The sequence below is a fragment of the Pseudomonas sp. D3 genome (assembly GCF_029320995.1).
GTDB classification, from domain to species: domain Bacteria; phylum Pseudomonadota; class Gammaproteobacteria; order Pseudomonadales; family Pseudomonadaceae; genus Aquipseudomonas; species Aquipseudomonas paraveronii.
Genome location: NZ_CP119772.1, coordinates 3021372 through 3039317, shown reverse-complemented (window position 1 = coordinate 3039317; position 17946 = coordinate 3021372). Strand labels below are relative to the sequence as shown.

Here is a 17946-nt window from a genome sequence, read left to right as displayed (position 1 = left end):
TGCATTCCCCTGTGGGAAGGAGCACGCCCCCTGCCACACTGGCCGGTGCCTGCCGTGAAACTTGTGTCAGTTTTGCCAACATGAAGTTTTATTTAGGAAGCGTTCAGCCATTTCTTGGCAAAATGCCCGCACTTCTAGTGTGAATCGCTCACCAGGTAATCCTATGACCCGCATTTTGACCATCGAGGATGACGCCGTAACGGCCCGCGAGATCGTCGCCGAGCTGAGTAGCCATGGACTGGATGTAGACTGGGTGGACAACGGCCGCGAAGGCCTGGTCCGCGCCGTGAGTGGTGATTACGATCTGATCACCCTCGACCGTATGCTGCCGGAACTCGACGGCCTGGCCATCGTCACCACCCTGCGCACCATCGGCGTGTCGACGCCGATCCTGATGATCAGCGCGCTCTCCGATGTCGACGAGCGGGTACGCGGCCTGCGCGCCGGTGGGGATGACTACCTGACCAAGCCGTTCGCCTCCGATGAAATGGCCGCCCGCGTCGAAGTGCTGCTGCGGCGCAAAAGCACGGTCAAGGAATTCGAAACCGCCCTGCGCGTGGCCGACCTTGAGCTGAACCTGATCAGCCGTGAAGCCAGCCGCGCCGACCAACCGCTGAGCCTGCTGCCCACCGAATACAAACTGCTGGAATTCCTGATGCGCAACACCGGGCAGATCCTGTCGCGGATGATGATCTTCGAGGAAGTCTGGGGTTATCACTTCGACCCCGGCACCAACCTGATCGACGTCCACATCGGGCGCCTGCGCAAGAAGATCGATCCACCGGGCCTCACACCGCTGATCCGCACGGTACGAGGTTCCGGTTATGTCATTGCTGAACCCCTCTAAGGGCTGGCGCTCCTCCAGCAGTCGCTTGCTGGCGCTGTACAGTTCGCTGTTCGTGGCCTGGAGTTGCATCCTCATGGGGGTGCTGTATTACGAGGTGTCAGATTATCTAAGCGACCTGTCGCGCCATTCGCTGATGCAGCGCCAGCACCTGTTCCAGCGGTTCGACGGCGACGAACTGGTGGAAGCGCTGACCACCAGCATGACCTTCGACATGAAGGGTGTAGAAGCCTACGGCCTGTTCGATGAGCAATTTCGCCCATTGAGCGGGCCAATCCATGCGATACCGCCCGACTTGCGCCTGGACGGAAAAATCCACGCCCTGGCCAACTGCATCGACTCCGACGACCCGAAACTGCCCAAAGACAGCTGCGACGCCGTCGCCACCCACACCTCGGACGGCCGCTGGCTGGTGCTGGTGCGCGCCAACGGTTCGCTGTTCGGGGTGACTCGGATCATCTGGCACGCGCTGCTGTGGGCGGTGTCCCTGACCATCATCCCCGGCGCCGCCGGCTGGCATTTACTGCGCCGCCGCCCGTTGCGAAGGATTCGCGGGATCCAGGCCAGTGCCGAGGCCATCGTCGCCGGCGACCTCACCCATCGCCTGCCGCTGTCGAACCGGCGTGACGAACTGGACATGCTCGCCGCCATCGTCAACGCCATGCTCGACCGCATCGAGAAGCTGATGAACGAGGTCAAAGGCGTGTGCGACAACATCGCCCACGACCTGCGCACCCCGCTCACCCGCCTGCGCGCACAGCTCTACCGCATCCGACAGGAGGCCGAGCAGGACTCGGGCTACGCGGTAAAACTGGACGACGCCATCGCCGAGACCGACACCCTGATGGCGCGCTTTCGCGGGCTGTTGCGGATCTCGGAACTGGAAGACCACCAGCGCCGCTCGGGTTTCCTGGTGCTGGACCCGCTACCGCTGCTGCGCGAACTGCACGACTTCTATCTGCCCCTGGCCGAGGAAGGCGAACTGCAACTGGTGCTCGACACCCCGCCATCCCTGCCCTGGATCACCGGAGACCGGGCCTTGCTGTTCGAGGCCCTGGCCAACCTGCTGAGCAACTCGATCAAGTTCACCCCACCGGGCGGCGAAGTGATTTTGCGTGGGGTCAACGATGCGGGCAGCACGCGTATCGAAGTCCACGACTCCGGCCCCGGCATCCCCGCCGCAGAACGCAAGGCGGTGTTCCAGCGTTTTTATCGCCTGGACGAAAGCGACCAGCAAGGCGGGTTCGGGCTGGGCTTGTCGATTGTGGCGGCGATCATCAACTTGCACGGCTTCAAGCTGGACGTCGGCACCAGCCAGCGCGGCGGTGCGCGGTTGGTGCTGGAGTGTCGCCAGCAACTGATGCCCGAAGCCTGAGACCTGCACAGGCCAAATGTGGGAGGGAGCTTGCTCCCGATAGCAGTGTTTCAGTCATTCATCCGGTGACTGACACTCCGCTATCGGGAGCACGCCCCCTCCCACATTAGCCCTGCATTGCCTGATAGATCTGCTCAGAAATTCGCGCGCAGCGCCTCAACCCCGCCTTTGTAAACCCCGGCAAACAGCTCTTCCGCCGCCGCCTCCGTAGTACCCGCCGCCGGGGTAAACACACCGGACCACGTCACCTTCGCCGACGACTCCGTCAGCGCCTCAACCTGCAACGTTGCCAGGTAGGCGCTCACCGGAAACGGCGATTCTTCAATGGTGTAGCTGTAAGTACGCCCGACGTTATCGAAGGTCTGCAAACGCTCCACCACCACACCACCGTCGGCGGTTTCCAGGTGACGCACACGCCCGCCTTCGCCGGCTTCGCTCTTGACGATCAGCGGCAGCCAGTCCGGCAGGCTGTTGAAGCCACCGACCAATTTCCAGACCTGATCGGCCGATACCGGGATTTCAATTGCTGCAGATGCTGTTGGCACGGTAACTCTCCAGAAGTCATGGGAAAACGTCGTCCAGCCTGCCACGCCACGAGCTTCAATGCATCAACTCCCGCAACCGATACCACGCCATCCCCAACGCCAGCAGCGGCGAGCGCAACGCCTTGCCACCGGGAAAGGTCATGTGCGGCACCTGGCTGAAAATATCCAGGCCCTGGCTGTGGCTCGCGTGTATGCCTTCGGCCAACAGCCGCGCGCACCAGTGGGTCACGTTAAGCCCATGCCCGGAATAGCCCTGGGCGTAGAACACATTCGGGTACTGCTGCAGCCGCCCGACCTGCGGGAAGCGATTGGCGGTGATGCCGATCTTGCCGCCCCACTGGAACTCGATGGCGGTGTCGGCCAGTTGCGGGAATACCTTGAGCATCTTGGGCTGCATATAGGCAGCGATGTCTTTAGGATCGCGCCCCGAGTAATGGCAGGCGCCGCCGAACAACAGGCGGCGGTCGGCGGACAACCGGTAGTAATCCAGCCCGACTTTCTGGTCACAGAGGGCCAGGTTTTGCGGGATCAGTGGGTGGGCGACGTCCTGCGGCAACGGTTCAGTGGCGATGATGTAACTGCCCGCCGCGAGCACCTTGCCGCTCAGGCGCGGTTCCAATTCTTCCAGATGGGCATTGCAGGCCAGTACCAGATTGGCGGCGCGTACCGTGCCACCCGCGCAACGCACCTGCACCGTGTCACCGTGGATCAGTTCCAGCACGTCGGTGTGTTCAAAGATCCGCACCCCAAGGGACTCGGCCACCTGTGCCTCGCCGAGCACCAGGTTCAGCGGGTGCAAATGCCCGGAGCCCATGTCCACCAACGCGCCGGCATACTGCGTCGAATCCACCACTTCGCGGATATCCTGCGGGCCCACCAGGCGGGTCTCATGGGCATACCCCAGGCGCGCCAGGCTGCCCTGCTCGCCCTTGAATGCGGCGAACTGCGCCGGGGTGTTGGCCAGCTCGGCAAACCCCCAGCGCAAGTCGCAATCGATGGCGTGCTCACGAATACGCTCACCGACCAGCGCCACCGAATCGATACCGGCGCGCTCCAGGTAACGCACGCCCTCCTCGCCCACGTACTTGGCAAACCCCGACACATCGTGGCCGATCCCACGAATCAACTGCCCACCGTTGCGCCCACTGGCACCCCAGCCGATGCGCCGGGCCTCCAGCAGGATCACCGACAACCCGCGCTGGGCCAGCTCGATGGCGGTATTGACCCCGGTGAACCCACCGCCGACCACACACACATCGGCCGTCAGGTCGGCGCCCAGCGACGGACGCTCGGGCATGGCATTGGCCGAAGCTCGGTAATAGGACTGGGCGTGGTCACTGGATTGAATCATTTATTGGTCTTCACTTTGCTCCAGGCGCGGGTCATCAGGCGCATGGTCGCCGGGGTCGGCGTGGTGGAGATATAGAGTTTGTCGAGCACGGCCTGGGAAGGATACACCTCAGGGTTGTTCACCAGCTCCGGGTCCATGAAGGCCTTGGCTGCGGGGTTGGCGTTGGCATAGCCGACCGAGGCGCTGACTTTGGCGATGACTTCAGGGTCGAGCAGGTAGTTGATAAAGGCGTGGGCTTCTTTCGGGTTGCTCGCATCGGCGGGGATCGCCAGCAGGTCAAACCACAGGTTGGAGCCTTCCTTGGGAATCGAATACGCAATGTTCACCCCATTCTTGGCTTCCTTGGCGCGGTTGGCGGCCTGGAACACGTCGCCGGAATAACCGAAGGCCACGCAGATGTCGCCGTTGGCCAAGTCCGAGATGTACTTGGAGGAATGGAAGTACGTGATGTACGGCCGCAATTTCAACAGCTTGGCCTGCGCCTGTTTGTAGTCCTCGGGGTTCTCGCTGCGCGGGTCTTTGCCCATGTAGTTGAGGATCGCCGGGAACAGCTCATCCGCCGAGTCGAGGAAGGCCACGCCGCACTGGTTGAGCTTCTTGAGGTTCTCCGGTTCGAACAGCACCGCCCACGAATCGATATGGTCGATGCCGAGCACCTGCTTGACCTTGTCGACGTTGTAGCCGATGCCGTTGGTGCCCCACAGGTACGGCACCGAGTGCGCATTACCCGGGTCGTTTTTCTCCAGCAGCGCGAGCAACTTGGGGTCGAGGTTCTTGAAGTTGGGCAGTTGCGAACGGTCCAGCTTGAGGAACGCACCAGCCTTGACCTGGCGCGCCAGGAAGTGGTTGGACGGCACCACCACGTCATACCCGGTGCGCCCCGCCAGCAGCTTGCCCTCCAGGGTTTCGTTGGAGTCGAACACGTCGTAGACCACCTTGATCCCGGTCTTGGCCTGGAAGTCGGCCAACGTGGTTTCGCCGATGTAGTCGGTCCAGTTGTAGACACTGACCGTTGGCTCCGCCTGCGCGGCGCTGCTGAATGCCGCCACCAGGGCCAGCGGGAGAAGTTTTTTCGTCAGACGCATATCGACACCCCTTTATGATTGTTTAGACGCTCAACAGCAGGAACTCACGCTCCCAGGAACTGATCACCCGCTTGAAATTTTCATGCTCGGCGCGTTTGACCGCGACGTAGCCGCGCACGAACTTGTCGCCCAGGTACTGCTTGACTGTGTCGCAATCCTCCATGCGCGCTAGCGCATCTTCGAGGGTGAACGGCAGGCGCAGGTTGCGGCGCTCGTAGGCGCGACCTTCCACCGGAGCGCTCGGCTCGATCTTTTCGATCATCCCCAGGTAGCCACACAACAGGCTGGCGGCAATGGCCAGGTACGGATTGGCATCGGCGCCGGGCAGGCGGTTTTCCACGCGCATGGCGTCGGGGCTGGAGGTCGGCACGCGCAGGCCGACGGTGCGGTTTTCTTCGCCCCACTCGACGTTGACGGGTGCCGAGGTGTCCGGCAGGAAACGGCGGAACGAGTTCACGTTCGGCGCGAACATCGGCAGCAGCTTGGGGATGTACTTCTGCAGGCCGCCGATGTGATGCAGGAACAGTTGGCTCATCTTGCCGTCGGCATCGACGAATACCGGCTTGCCGGTGGCGATGTCGACCACGCTCTGATGCAAATGCATGGCGCTGCCCGGCTCGTCGGCCACCGGCTTGGCCATGAAGGTCGCGGCCACATTGTGCTTGAGCGCGGCCTCGCGCAGGGTGCGCTTGAACACGGTGATCTGGTCGGCGAGGTCGAGGGCGTCGCCATGGCGGAAGTTGATTTCCATCTGCGCCGGGCCGTCTTCGTGGATCAGCGTATCGAGGTCCAGGCCCTGAAGTTCGCACCAGTCGTAGACGTCTTCGAACAGTGGGTCGAACTCGTTGGCGGCGTCGATGGAAAACGACTGGCGACCGGTCTCGGCGCGGCCGGAGCGGCCCACCGGAGTTTTCAGCGGCAGGTCGGGGTCTTCGCAGCGCTGAGTCAGGTAGAACTCCATTTCCGGCGCGACAATCGGCTGCCAGCCCTGCTCGGTGTAGAGCTGCAGCACCTTTTTCAGCACGTTGCGCGGCGACAACTCGATGGGGCTGCCCTGTTTGTCGAAGGTGTCGTGGATCACGATGGCGGTGGGTTCAATGGCCCACGGCACCACATACGTAGCATTGGGTGCCGGGCGGCAGATCATGTCGATGTCGGCTGGATCGAGCAGGTCGTAGTAGACATCGTCGTCGACAAAGTCCCCGGTTACCGTTTGCAGCAACACACTTTCCGGCAGGCGCATGCCTCGCTCATGCAGGAACTTGTTGGTGGGTGCAATTTTGCCGCGTGCGATGCCAGTCAAATCACTGATCACGCATTCGACTTCGGTAATCTTGTGTTCTTTCAGCCAGGCGGACAGCTGATCGAAGGGGGCGTTCATAAGGACCTCGTCATGGGGAGAGAGACTGCGTCGGCTTGTACTCCCGGCGCATTGAGGTCTATCTTGGGCGCGCCGCACCACGGCATCTATCCACTTTGCACCGAGCACAACGCACCAATAGAGTGCGACCAGGTTCCCCATGACACAGGCTACTGCTTTGCGCGTACAGGCCTTCACCACCGGTGATGTGGCCGCTCAATGCCGTGCGACACCCGGCTGGGTGCAGCACTACCAGCAGATGTCCCCCGGGCATTTCGCCGGGCAGATTCGCTACCTCGACCTGCAAGGTGTGGAGGTCTACGAAGAGTGCATGAACACCCGGGTGGAGCAGCATTTCAACGCGCCACCGGGGGCGCTGGCGTTCTGTTTCGACGGCAGCGACAACGCGCTGTACATGCTCAACGGCGAGAGCCGCAACACCTGGATCACCCCCGAGAACTACCGCGAAGTCGCGGTGGTGTTCGGGCCGCAGTTCGTGCAGCGCCATGGGCTGGATGTGGCGAAACTCGAAGGCTTGTTCATGGCGCCGCTGACCGGTCAGCAGAATGCGCTGTTCAGCCGTTGGCTCAGTGGCACCCTGACCCGGTTGTCCGCCACCACCGACCCGATCTGCCGCGATGCCCTCACCCAACAGTTGCTCGACGACTGCCTGTTCATTCTCGACAACGCCTGCGTATGCCTGGACCGCCAGTCATTGCAGCGGCGCAGCGAAGAGCGCCGGCTGATGACGCGCATTGGCGAATGGGCGGTAGATGCAGCGGATGACGCCGTCAACCTACTGGAACTGGCGCAGATCGCCGGTGTGCCGTTGCGCCAGTTGCAACAGGGCTTCAAGACCTACACCGGGATGAGCCCGGCGCAGTGGTTGCGCTTGCGCCGCTTGAACGGCGCGCGGCGGGAGTTGTTGAGTTCAGCCGGGGCCACGGTGGCGGAAGTGGCGATGAACTGGTCGTTCTGGCATTTAGGGCGATTTTCCAATAGCTACCGGGCACTGTTCAAAGAGCTGCCGAGCGCAACCCTCAAGCGCTCCCTTTGAAATGCACTCTAAATGGTGAGGGGGGCTTGCCCCCGATTGCAGTGGGTCAGTCACCAGAGATATTGACTGACACACCGCTATCGGGGGCAAGTCGAATCGTCGCACCGCCCCTCCCACATTGGATTGCATCAAGGCTGGGCGTTGAGGAAGGTTGCCATCAACTGATTGACCCGCTCCGCCGCCTCCAACTTTTGAAATGCAATTTAAATTGTGGGAGGGGGCTTGCCCCCGATTGCAATGGGTCAGTCACCAGGAATATTGACTGAGCCACCGCTATCGGGAGCAAGTCGAATCGTCGCACCGCCCCTCCCACATTGGATTGCATCAAGGCTGGGCGTTGAGGAAGGTTGCCATCAACTGATTGACCCGCTCCGCCGCCTCCAACTTTTGAAATGCAATTTAAATTGTGGGAGGGGGCTTGCCCCCGATTGCAATGGGTCAGTCACCAGGAATATTGACTGAGCCACCGCTATCGGGGGCAAGTCGAATCGTCGCACCGCCCCTCCCACATTGGATGGCATCAAGGCTGGGCGTTGAGGAAGGTTGCCATTAACTGATTGACCCGCTCTGCCGCCTCCAACTTTTGAAATGCAATTTAAATTGTGGGAGGGGGCTTGCCCCCGATTGCAGTAGGTCAGTCACCAGGCATATTGACTGATCCACCGCTATCGGGAGCAAGTCGAATCGTCGCACCGCCCCTCCCACATTGGATGGCATCAAGGCTGGGCGTTGAGGAAGGTTGCCATTAACTGGTTGACCCGCTCTGCTGCTTCCAACTGCACCATATGCCCCTGCCCCGGCAGGATTTCCACCTGGGCCTCGAGCCCCTCGGCATGCCTGGCCGGGATGATTGCATCGTCGCGGCCCCAGATCACCAGACTTGGCTGCTGCCCCACGACGTTGCGCAAATCCAGCTGCTGCCGCCCGCCATCGAAGAGTTGGGCATTGAGTTGGCGCAACGCCTGATCCACGCCTTCCAGGCGCTTGAACTTGAGCATGTCTTCAAGCATCTGCCGGGTGACCAGCGCCGGGTCGCTGAACAGTTGCACCAGTTGCGGCTTGAGCGCGTTGCGGTTGTTGGCCTCGGTGAAGCCTTGGAGGTAATCGCCATTGATATCAGGCCCCAGGCCGGCGCTGGCGATCAGGGTCAGTGAGGCAACGCGCTCGGGCGCCCCGCGCGCGGCCGTCAGCGCCACCAGCCCGCCCATGGAATGCCCGGCCAGGTGGACGCGGTCGAGCGTGAGATGATCGAGCAACGCCAACACCGCCTGGCTCAGTTCCTCGGCATCGCCGCGGTGCAACTGCTTGCCCGACTCGCCATGACCCGGCAGGTCCAGGGCGATCACCCGGCGCTGCACCGCCAGCCCCGGATGGTTGAACAACCAGTTATTCAAGTCGCCACCAAACCCGTGGACCAGCACCAGCGGCGTGCCGCCCTCACCGAGATCGAGATAGCGCAACAGCCGCCCGCCGACCTCGACTTTCTGCGCGCTGGGCCCGGACGCTTGCGCCTCGGCCGCACTCGACACGAAGCTGGCCTGGAAACGCTCGATCACCGCATCAATCTCGGCTTCCGTTGCCTCGCCCTCCACCACAATCCCGAGCAGCGCGCCCACCGGCAAGGTCTCGTCGCTCAGCGCCAGCACACGGCGCAGCACGCCACTGAACGGCGCCTCGACGCTGCTGGAGATCTTGTCGGTCTCCACGTCGAGCACTTCTTCGCCCTTCTCCACCCGGTCGCCCGGCTGCTTGAGCCAGACATCCACCCGGCCTTCGGTCATCGACAGGCCCCACTTGGGCATGGTCAAGGTATGGATCATGCGGCAGTCCTCTTGTCGGCGATCTTCAGCACTGCGGCTTCGATCTTCGCGGCGTTGGGGATGTACAGGTCTTCCAGCGCATCGGAGAACGGCACCGGCGTGTGCGGCGCGGTGACCATTTCGATCGGCGCGCGCAAGAACGAAAATCCACGCTGCGCCACCAGCGCACTGATATCGGTAGCGATGGAGCAACGCGGGTTGGACTCGTCGATCACCACCAGGCGCCCGGTTTTCTCCACGCTTTCGAGGATGCTGTCTTCGTCCAACGGGCTGGTGGTGCGCAGGTCCAGCACTTCGCAGTCGATGCCCTGGCGCGCCAGGTTGGCGGCGGCTTCCAGGGCGATATGCACCATGCGCCCGTAGGTGACCAGGGTCACGTCATTGCCTTCACGCACATAGTTGGCTTCACCGAAGGGCACGGTGTACATCTCCTCCGGCACTTCGCCCTGCAAGCTGTAGAGCATTTTGTGTTCGAGAAAGATCACCGGGTCGTTGTCGCGGATCGCCTGGATCAGCATGCCCTTGGCGTCATAGGGCGTGGCCGGGCACACCACCTTGAGGCCGGGGATGTGCGTCCACATCGAGGTGAGCATCTGCGAATGCTGCGCGGCGGCGCGCAGGCCGGCGCCGTACATGGCGCGCACCACCAGCGGCGTGGTGGTCTTGCCGCCGAACATGTAGCGGAACTTGGCGGCCTGGTTGAGCAACTGGTCGAGGCAGCAGCCGATAAAATCGACGAACATCAACTCGCACACCGGACGCATGCCCCGGGTGGCCGCGCCGACCGCCATGCCGACGTAACCGACTTCGGACAACGGCGCATCCAGCACGCGGTCGGGAAACTCCGGATACAGGCCCTTGGTCACGCCCAGTACACCGCCCCAGGCGTCCTGCTCACCGGGGGAGCCGGTGCCGCCGGACACGTCCTGGCCGATGATGAATACACTCTGGTCCCGGCGCATTTCCTGGGCCAGGGCTTCGTTGATTGCCTGCTGATAACTGATTTTTCGAGCCATGATCAATTCTCCACGGATTGTTTTTGTAGTGGGTGGCGATTAGCGGTAAGCAACATAGACATCGCTGAGCAGGTCGCAGGCCTGGGGCTTGGGGTCGGACTTGGCCAGGCGCACGGCGTCTTCGATCAGTTGCGCGACCTCCGCGTCGACGCGCTCGAACTGCGCGGCATCGAGCCAGCCTTCGGCGTTGCAGCGTTGGCGAAACAGCACCAGGCAATCGTGGGATTCGCGCAGGTTTTTCACTTCATCGGGGCCGCGATAGGTTTGCGCATCGCCCTCGAAGTGGCCGTAGAAGCGGCTCAACTTGACCTCCACCAGCGTCGGCCCCTGGCCGCTGCGCGCACGTTCCACGGCCACCCCAAGGGCCGCGTGTACGGCGAAGAAGTCATTGCCATCGACGATCCCCCCCGGCATGCCAAAACCCACGGCGCGCTCGGCGATGTCCTTGCACGCGACCGACCAGCCCGAGCCGGTGGCTTCGGCGTAGCCGTTGTTTTCCGCGACGAACAAACACGGCAGTTTCATGATCGCGGCCAGGTTCATTGCCTCGAACACCGCGCCCTCGTTGGAGCCGCCGTCGCCGAAAAACGCCACGGCCACGCCCTGGCTGCCCTTGAGCTTGGACGCCAGCGCCGCCCCGGCCGCCAAGGGCGCACCGGCACCGACGATACCGTTGGCGCCGAGCATGCCTTTCTCCTGGTCGGCAATGTGCATGGAGCCGCCCTTACCGCCGCACACCCCGGTTTTCTTGCCGTAGATCTCGGCCATCATGCCGAACACGTCCACGCCCTTGGCGATGCAATGGCCGTGGCCACGGTGGTTGGAGGCGATGCAGTCTTCATCGTTGAGGTGGGCCATGACCCCGGCGGCGCTGGCTTCCTGGCCGGCATACAGGTGGACGAAACCTGGGATCTCGCCGGTGGCGAATTCCACGTGCAGGCGCTCTTCGAAATCGCGAATAGTGCGCATCACGGTGTAGGCATGAAGCAATTGATCAGTGGACAGGTGAGTGGACATCTTGTTGTTCTCCAGGTTGTCTCGACACACAAAAGACTGGCTGCGGCCAGTTACAAAGCCATCAGCACAGCCTGTGCCAACACCTCGATAAACCTGGCAAAGGCTTGATCCAGAGCAGTGCCGTGCGGTTGTGCAGCGGCAACCGCCAACCGCAGAATGAGACGCGCCATTGCAACCCGCCCGCGGCGTCTGCGGCCGAATGAGACGCTGCGTCTCACGCGGGGCAGTTGGTCAGGCCGCCCTTGTCCCTGTGCGCGCATGCGCGCTTAATGGCGGGCATAACAACAAAGATCGAGAACCGGAGGCCTTATGCTCGCCGCGAACTCCAAGGACCATGTCGACTGCGTCAGTCGTGTGGTACGCAATGCCGATCGCCTGCCTCAGGCGCCGGTGCCGTCGCTGATTTTCGATTCGTGGCGACGCTCCATGGAGCAACACCACCTCGACCCTGGCTCGCTGCAAGGGCCACGCATTCTCAGTGAGCCACTGCTCAAGGAATGCCGTGAACGCGCCGAGCTGTTCATGCGCATCGCCAGCGAAGAAGTCGGTCAACTGCACCACCGCGTGCGCCACGCCGACTACTGCGTGATGCTCACCGACGCGCAGGGCCAGACCATCGACCACCGCGTGGACACCGCGATTCGTAACGATTGCCGCAAGGCCGGCCTGTACTTGGGCACCTGCTGGTCGGAAGCCGAAGAAGGCACCTGCGGCGTGGCCACGGTACTCACCAGCAAGGCTGCGGTGACGGTGCATAAGCGCGATCACTTTCGCGCGGCGTTTATCGGGCTGACCTGCTCCGCCGCCCCCATCTTCGACCCTCAGGGCAACCTGCTGGGGGTGATGGACGCCTCGGCGCTCAAATCCCCGGATGACCGACGCAGCCAGCACCTGGTGCGACAGATGGTGGCGCAGAGCGCACAAGCCATCGAAAATGCCTTCTTCATGCACAGCGCCCGTCAGCACTGGGTGCTCCAGGCGCACAGCACACCCGGCTATGTCGACAGCCAGCCCGACCTGTTGCTGGCCTGGGACCAGGACGGTCGCCTGCATGCCTTGAACAGCAAGGCGCGCCAGGCCCTGCGCCGGCGCTTTGGCCAGGTGCCGGTACATATCAGCGAGGTGTTCGACCTGGATGCGTTGCGTGCGGTGAGCGATCAATCGGCGCAACAACTGCACTGGCTCGGCGAACCCGGCGCGTTGCATGTGCGGGTCAGCGCGCCGCACCGCAAACCGGCGCGTCCCGCTAAGACGGCAAACAACCAGGTCGACCCACGGGTGGAAGAACACCTGCGCCTGGCCGTGCGGGTCAAGGACCGCAACCTGCCAGTGCTGGTGCAGGGTGAAACCGGTGCCGGCAAGGAAGTGTTTGCGCGCCAACTGCATGAGCGCAGCGCCCGTCGCGGCGGGCCGTTCGTGGCGGTGAACTGTGCGGCGATCCCGGAAAACCTGATCGAAAGCGAGCTGTTCGGCTATGTCGCCGGAGCCTTCACCGGCGCGTCGAGCAAGGGCATGACCGGGCTGTTGTCGCAGGCCGATGGCGGCACGTTGTTTCTCGATGAAATCGGCGATATGCCGCTGGCCCTGCAGACGCGTTTGCTGCGGGTCTTGGCCGAAGGTGAAGTGGCCCCGCTGGGCGCGGCGAAAACCCGTGCGGTGGATATCCAGGTGATCTGCGCCAGCCACCGCGACCTGGCGGCGCTGGTCAGCGAGGGACGCTTTCGCGAGGACCTGTACTTTCGCCTGGGCTGCGCGCGGTTCTGCCTGCCGCCCTTGCGCGAGCGCAGCGACAAGCTGGCATTGATCAATCGGCTGGTGGAACAGGAGGCGCTCCACAGCGGGATTGCCGTGGGTATCGGGCCTGCCGCGCTGGAGCTACTGCTGGGGTATGCCTGGCCGGGCAACGTGCGCCAACTGCGCCATGTGCTGGCGTATGCCTGTGCGGTGTGCGACGGCGGCATCATCCAGTTGGCGGACTTGCCCGTGGAGGTGCGCGGCGAGCAGATCGAGGCCGACGTGCAAGAGCGTGTCAGCCCGGAACGCCAGGTGGTGCTGGATGCGCTGATCCGGCATCGCTGGAAGCCGTTGCCGACGGCCCAGGCGCTGGGGATTTCGCGGGCGACCTTGTATCGCCGGGTCAACCAGTTGGGCATCGACATGCCGGGCAAACATATCTGACACAGCACGGTCAAACATGTGGGAGCGGGCAAGCCCACTCCCACCTTTGAACCGCGTGCTTTCAGGGCTATCGGTACACAATCCCACCATCGATCAACGGCGATTGCCCGGTCATATAGTCCGCATCCGGCCCCGCCAGGTAAGACACCAGCCCCGCTACATCCTCCGGCGTTTCAGCGCGGCCCAGGGCAATCCCGTCCACGTACTTCTTGTAGGTCGCGCCGACTTCGGCGCCGGTAATCTCGGCCATGCGCTTGTCGATCTCGACCCACATATCGGTGCCGACCACGCCTGGGCAATAGGCATTGACGGTGATCCCGGCGCTCGCCAGTTCCTTGGCCGCCGCCTGGGTCAGGGCGCGCACCGCGAACTTGGTCGCCGAGTACACGCCCAGCAGCGCAAAGCCTTCATGCCCGGCAATCGAGCAGGCGTTGATGATCTTGCCCTTCTGCTTGAGCGCCTTGAACTTCTTGCCGGCGGCCTGGATGCCCCACAACACGCCCTGCACGTTGATGCCGAGGGTGCGTTCGACCTGCTCCGGGGTGACCTCCAGCAGTGAATCGATCTGCGCCACCCCAGCGTTGTTGACGATGATGTCGAAGCCACCGAGGGTCTGGTACGCGTGCTCGACGGCAGCCACTACCTGTTCGCGTTTGGAGACGTCGGCGATGAACACCGACGCCTTGCGCCCTGCCGCGACGATTTCAGCGGCAACGGCTTCGAGCTTGGCGCCATTGATGTCCACCAGCGCGATATCAGCGCCGTCCCGTGCCAGGCGCAGGGCGATGGCCCGGCCGATGCCCTGCCCGGCGCCGGTCACCAGCGCTACTTTTCCAGCGATAACGTTTCCAGCGGTACTCATGACGACCTCCTGCAACAATGAGAGAAGCCTCGTCTATCGCAGATGCCTACCTGGCCTGTCGAGACGCAAGTGGATCGGCGTACACGCTGAGACGGGCCGTCTCAACGCGCGAATCCTTGTAAATGCACGCACTTATGCCTAGTTTATGCGCCCCCCGTCCTGCGCTTTAAGGCCTTGCCCCATGGTTTTGCGTTTCCGTCCCGTCGTCACTTCACGTTTCGCCCTCGGCCTGCTGCTCAGCGGTGGCATCGGCAGCAGTCTGGCTGCGGAAATTGAACTGCCGGCGGTGCAGGTCCAGGGCCAGGATAAGTCCGGTTATCGCAGTGACACCGCCTCGGTCGGCGGCTTCAATGAAGCGCCGTTGCTGGACACCCCCGCCTCGATCAGCGTGATCAACGCCGCCCTGATCAAGGACCAGCAAGCCCGCCTGCTCAGCGAAGTGCTGCGCAACGACGCCTCGGTAGGCGACAGCTATGCGCCGATCGGCTACTACGAAAACTTCGTGGTGCGCGGCTTCTCGCTGAACGCCGCGAGCAGCTACAAGATCAACGGCCGCACCATCACCGGCGAGCAGAACGTCGCCCTGGAAAACAAACAACAGGTGGAAGTGCTCAAGGGCCTGGCCGGCCTGCAAAGTGGGATTTCCGAGCCCAGCGGCGTGATCAACTACGTGACCAAGCGCCCGCAAGACGTGCGTTCGGTGACGGTGTCCAGCGACGACCGCGGCAGCGGCTATATCGCCACCGACGTCGGCGGCTGGTTCGGCAGCGAGCAGCAGTTCGGCCTACGCGCCAACGTGGCCCATGAAGACCTCAACTCCTACGTGGAGCACGCCAATGGCCAGCGCGACTTCCTGTCACTGGCGTTCGACTGGAACATCAGCCCCGACGCGGTGCTGCAACTGGATGCGGAATACCAGAACAAACAACAGCGCTCAGTGCCGGGCTACCAACTGCTGGGCGGCAGTGAAGTGCCCCACGATGCATCGCCGAAAAAGCTGCTGGGCCATCAAAGCGGTTCCAAGCAGGTCGGTATCGATTCGCTGAACCTCAACGGCACGTTCGAATACCGCTTCAGTGACCAGTGGAAAGGCAGTTTCAGCGCGGCGCGCAGCAAGGTGGTGATCGATGACTACAGTTCGTTCGCCTGGGGCGGCGATACGAACGGGGTCGGAAACTATTTCACCCCAGACGGCGACTATGGCATCTACGACTACCGCAGCCCCGACGACACCCGCCGCGACGATGAAGTGCAGGCGGCCATGACCGGGCTGTTCGACACCGTCGGCCTGGGCCATGAACTGACCTTCGGCACCAGCGCATTTCGCCGGGTGATCGACAAGCGCGAGGCGGTCAACGCGTACATCGGCAGCGGCAATATCAACGACGACGCGCCGACGTTTGCGCCGACCAACGTGCCGTTGAACGACAGCCATCGCAACCTCGACAGTCGCCAGTACGGCGTGTTCGTCACCGACCGCATCCGCTTCAACGAGCAGTGGCAAACCATCCTCGGCGGTCGCGAAGTGCGCCTCGATGAAAAAGCCTTTGACAGCAATGGCGACCCGGCGCGCCATACCCAGCAGTACGTGTTCCTGCCCCAGGCATCGCTGATCTATAAGCCGATTGAAAACATCTCGCTGTACACCAGCTACAGCAAGGGCCTGTCCCTGGGCGGCACCGCGCCGTGGTTCGCGAGCAACCCGAACGAAACCCTGGCCCCGACCGTGTCACGGCAACTCGAAGCCGGCGTGAAGTACGACTGGCGCCGCATCAGCTTCGCCGCCGCTGTCTTCCAGACGCGCCAGGCCTACCAGTACGCCAAGCCGGATGGCGCTGGAAACTTCACCTACGTGCAACAAGGCGAACAGAAAAACACCGGGCTGGAACTGTCGGCCAACGGCTGGGCCACCGACCGCCTGCAGATCGCCACCAGCGTCGCGGCGATTCGCGCGCGGGTCAGCGGCAGCGGCACGCCGGACTACGAAGGCCACCAGGCAATCAACGTGCCCAAGCTGCGCGCCAGTGTCTACGCCGACTACGCGCTGCCGTGGGTCAACGGCCTGGCGGTCCTGGGTGGCGTGCAATACAGCGCCAAGAAGTACGCCAACCGCAGCGGCAACGTCGAGGTCGGGGACTACGCCGTGGTCAACGTCGGCAGCCGCTACACCACCAAAATCGATGGCTATGAGACGGTGTTTCGCCTGAGCGTCGACAACCTGTTCGACAAGCGCTATTGGCGCGACGCAGGCGAGTACATGGGCGATGATTACCTGTTCCAGGGCGCGCCGCTGACGGCGCGCCTGAGTGCTTCGGTCAACTTCTGAGCCCACGCGGCACTGCCAGCCACAGCGCCGCGAGACCGCAGGTCAACAGGCTCCAACCGAGGTCTTGCAGCCAGGCGACCAGGCTTAGCCCGGCGCCAATGACCAGGTAGTACAGCAAACCGAACAGCGCGGCAGCCGTGCCCAGGCGGTCGTGGTAGGCAGTCAGCGCCGCCCCCAGCACATTGGGAATTGCCATGCCGAATGCGAGCACCACCAGCAGCATCGGCCAGACGAACAGCCAACTGCCTTGCAGCATCAACACCAGTAGGCCACCCAGTAGCGCGATGCCGGCGGCGGTGAACACCAACTGCTCACCGTGCATCCCGCGCTTGAGCAACCGCTTGTTCAGCCACGCCCCCAACCCAGAGCCCAGCGCCAGCAGCACCCCGCTGTAACCGAACGCGGCGGCGGACAGACCCAGGCGCTCGAACACAAACGGCCCCACGGCGTAATAGCTGAACAATGCAATATTGAAGGCGCCCACCAACCCCACCGCACGCCATAGCCCGGTGTCCGTGAGCATCAGGCCCAGGGTCTGGCGCAGCGAAGCCGTGGGCAACGCTGCCGGACGTGTCTCGGGCAAGGCGCACAGGCACCAGCCCCATAACACCAACGCCAGCAGCAATAACCCGGCAAGCATGCCGCGATAGCCGAAGTGCTGCACCAAGGTTGCACCGCTGAACAGGCCCAGCGCCGGGCTGACGGCCAGCGCGATGCCCATCACGGAAAACACCTGGGCCAATTCGGCGCCCTGGAAGCGATCACGCAACAACGTCTGCGTGACCACCGAACCTACCGCCGCGCCAAACGCCGCCAAGGCCTGGGCCAGCAGCAGGCCATTGAAGGTACTCACACCCAAGGCCAGCACCGAGGCGCCGGCATACATCGACAGCCCCGCCAACATGACGGGACGCCGCCCCCAGCGATCACACAAGCGGCCCCACACCACCACGCCGAACGCGAACGCCAGAAAGTACACCGACAGGCTCTGCCCGGCCCGACCGCAAAGGCCTGGCCTATATCACCCAGGGCCGGGCTGTAAAGGGTTTGGGCCAGTTGCGGGAACATCAGCAAAGCCACGGCCAGCACCAACAGGTTTGTACTTTTCAC

At 63.1% G+C, this 17946-nt stretch carries 13 protein-coding genes and 1 pseudogene; 5 read left to right on the top strand and 9 right to left on the bottom strand.

The window, feature by feature from the left end:
• The first annotated feature begins 163 nt into the window (after positions 1–163).
• Both P3S72_RS13940 and P3S72_RS13935 read left to right on the top strand, forming a co-directional pair.
• Positions 164–847, top strand: a complete 684-nt coding sequence (locus P3S72_RS13940; protein ID WP_010564812.1) for a response regulator transcription factor — start codon at positions 164–166, stop codon at positions 845–847.
• Positions 825–2219: a HAMP domain-containing sensor histidine kinase gene (locus P3S72_RS13935; protein WP_276197778.1), complete on the top strand. Its 1395-nt coding sequence runs from the start codon at positions 825–827 to the stop codon at positions 2217–2219. The genes P3S72_RS13940 and P3S72_RS13935 overlap by 23 nt, the downstream gene beginning before the upstream one ends.
• Before the next feature lie 134 nt (positions 2220–2353).
• Here P3S72_RS13935 and P3S72_RS13930 read toward each other — a convergent pair whose 3' ends face one another.
• The 4 genes from P3S72_RS13930 to P3S72_RS13915 are packed head-to-tail and all read right to left on the bottom strand — an operon-like array spanning position 2354 to position 6581.
• Positions 2354–2764, bottom strand: a complete 411-nt coding sequence (locus P3S72_RS13930; RefSeq protein ID WP_276197777.1) for an SRPBCC family protein — start codon at positions 2762–2764, stop codon at positions 2354–2356.
• Between the two features lie 55 nt (positions 2765–2819).
• Positions 2820–4115 (bottom strand): FAD-binding oxidoreductase, encoded by a 1296-nt coding sequence (locus P3S72_RS13925; RefSeq protein WP_276197776.1) that lies wholly within the window; start codon positions 4113–4115, stop codon positions 2820–2822.
• Positions 4112–5200: a polyamine ABC transporter substrate-binding protein gene (locus tag P3S72_RS13920; RefSeq protein ID WP_276197775.1), complete on the bottom strand. Its 1089-nt coding sequence runs from the start codon at positions 5198–5200 to the stop codon at positions 4112–4114. The genes P3S72_RS13925 and P3S72_RS13920 overlap by 4 nt, the downstream gene beginning before the upstream one ends.
• A gap of 22 nt (positions 5201–5222) precedes the next feature.
• A complete protein-coding gene (locus P3S72_RS13915; protein ID WP_276197774.1) occupies positions 5223–6581 on the bottom strand; it encodes a glutamine synthetase family protein in 1359 nt (452 codons plus the stop codon).
• Between the two features lie 139 nt (positions 6582–6720).
• Here P3S72_RS13915 and P3S72_RS13910 point away from each other — a divergent pair, with 139 nt between their 5' ends.
• Positions 6721–7617 carry a helix-turn-helix domain-containing protein gene (locus P3S72_RS13910; protein WP_276197773.1) on the top strand — a complete coding sequence of 299 codons (897 nt, stop codon included), beginning with the start codon at positions 6721–6723 and terminating at the stop codon, positions 7615–7617.
• A gap of 716 nt (positions 7618–8333) precedes the next feature.
• Here the strand turns inward: P3S72_RS13910 and P3S72_RS13905 are convergent.
• From P3S72_RS13905 to P3S72_RS13895, 3 genes are read right to left on the bottom strand one after another with little or no spacing between them, the layout of a single operon-like run.
• Entirely contained in the window at positions 8334–9437 is a 1104-nt protein-coding gene (locus P3S72_RS13905; protein WP_276197772.1) for an acetoin dehydrogenase dihydrolipoyllysine-residue acetyltransferase subunit, read from the bottom strand.
• Positions 9434–10453, bottom strand: coding sequence for an alpha-ketoacid dehydrogenase subunit beta (locus P3S72_RS13900; protein WP_276197771.1), 1020 nt, complete (start codon positions 10451–10453; stop codon positions 9434–9436). The genes P3S72_RS13905 and P3S72_RS13900 overlap by 4 nt, the downstream gene beginning before the upstream one ends.
• 39 nt (positions 10454–10492) lie before the next feature.
• Positions 10493–11470 carry a thiamine pyrophosphate-dependent dehydrogenase E1 component subunit alpha gene (locus tag P3S72_RS13895; RefSeq protein ID WP_276197770.1) on the bottom strand — a complete coding sequence of 326 codons (978 nt, stop codon included), beginning with the start codon at positions 11468–11470 and terminating at the stop codon, positions 10493–10495.
• A 309-nt stretch (positions 11471–11779) separates the two neighbouring features.
• Between P3S72_RS13895 and P3S72_RS13890 the strand changes: the two genes are divergently transcribed.
• The gene (locus P3S72_RS13890) at positions 11780–13648 is read left to right on the top strand and encodes a sigma-54-dependent Fis family transcriptional regulator (RefSeq protein ID WP_276197769.1); all 1869 of its coding nucleotides are present in this window, start codon (positions 11780–11782) and stop codon (positions 13646–13648) included.
• A 67-nt stretch (positions 13649–13715) separates the two neighbouring features.
• Here P3S72_RS13890 and P3S72_RS13885 read toward each other — a convergent pair whose 3' ends face one another.
• Positions 13716–14510 (bottom strand): acetoin reductase, encoded by a 795-nt coding sequence (locus P3S72_RS13885; protein ID WP_247403306.1) that lies wholly within the window; start codon positions 14508–14510, stop codon positions 13716–13718.
• A gap of 181 nt (positions 14511–14691) precedes the next feature.
• Here P3S72_RS13885 and P3S72_RS13880 point away from each other — a divergent pair, with 181 nt between their 5' ends.
• Positions 14692–16836, top strand: a complete 2145-nt coding sequence (locus tag P3S72_RS13880; RefSeq protein WP_276197768.1) for a TonB-dependent siderophore receptor — start codon at positions 14692–14694, stop codon at positions 16834–16836.
• Here P3S72_RS13880 and P3S72_RS13875 read toward each other — a convergent pair.
• A pseudogene (locus tag P3S72_RS13875) lies at positions 16826–17946 on the bottom strand (MFS transporter). The gene P3S72_RS13880 and the pseudogene P3S72_RS13875 sit on opposite strands and share 11 nt — an antisense overlap.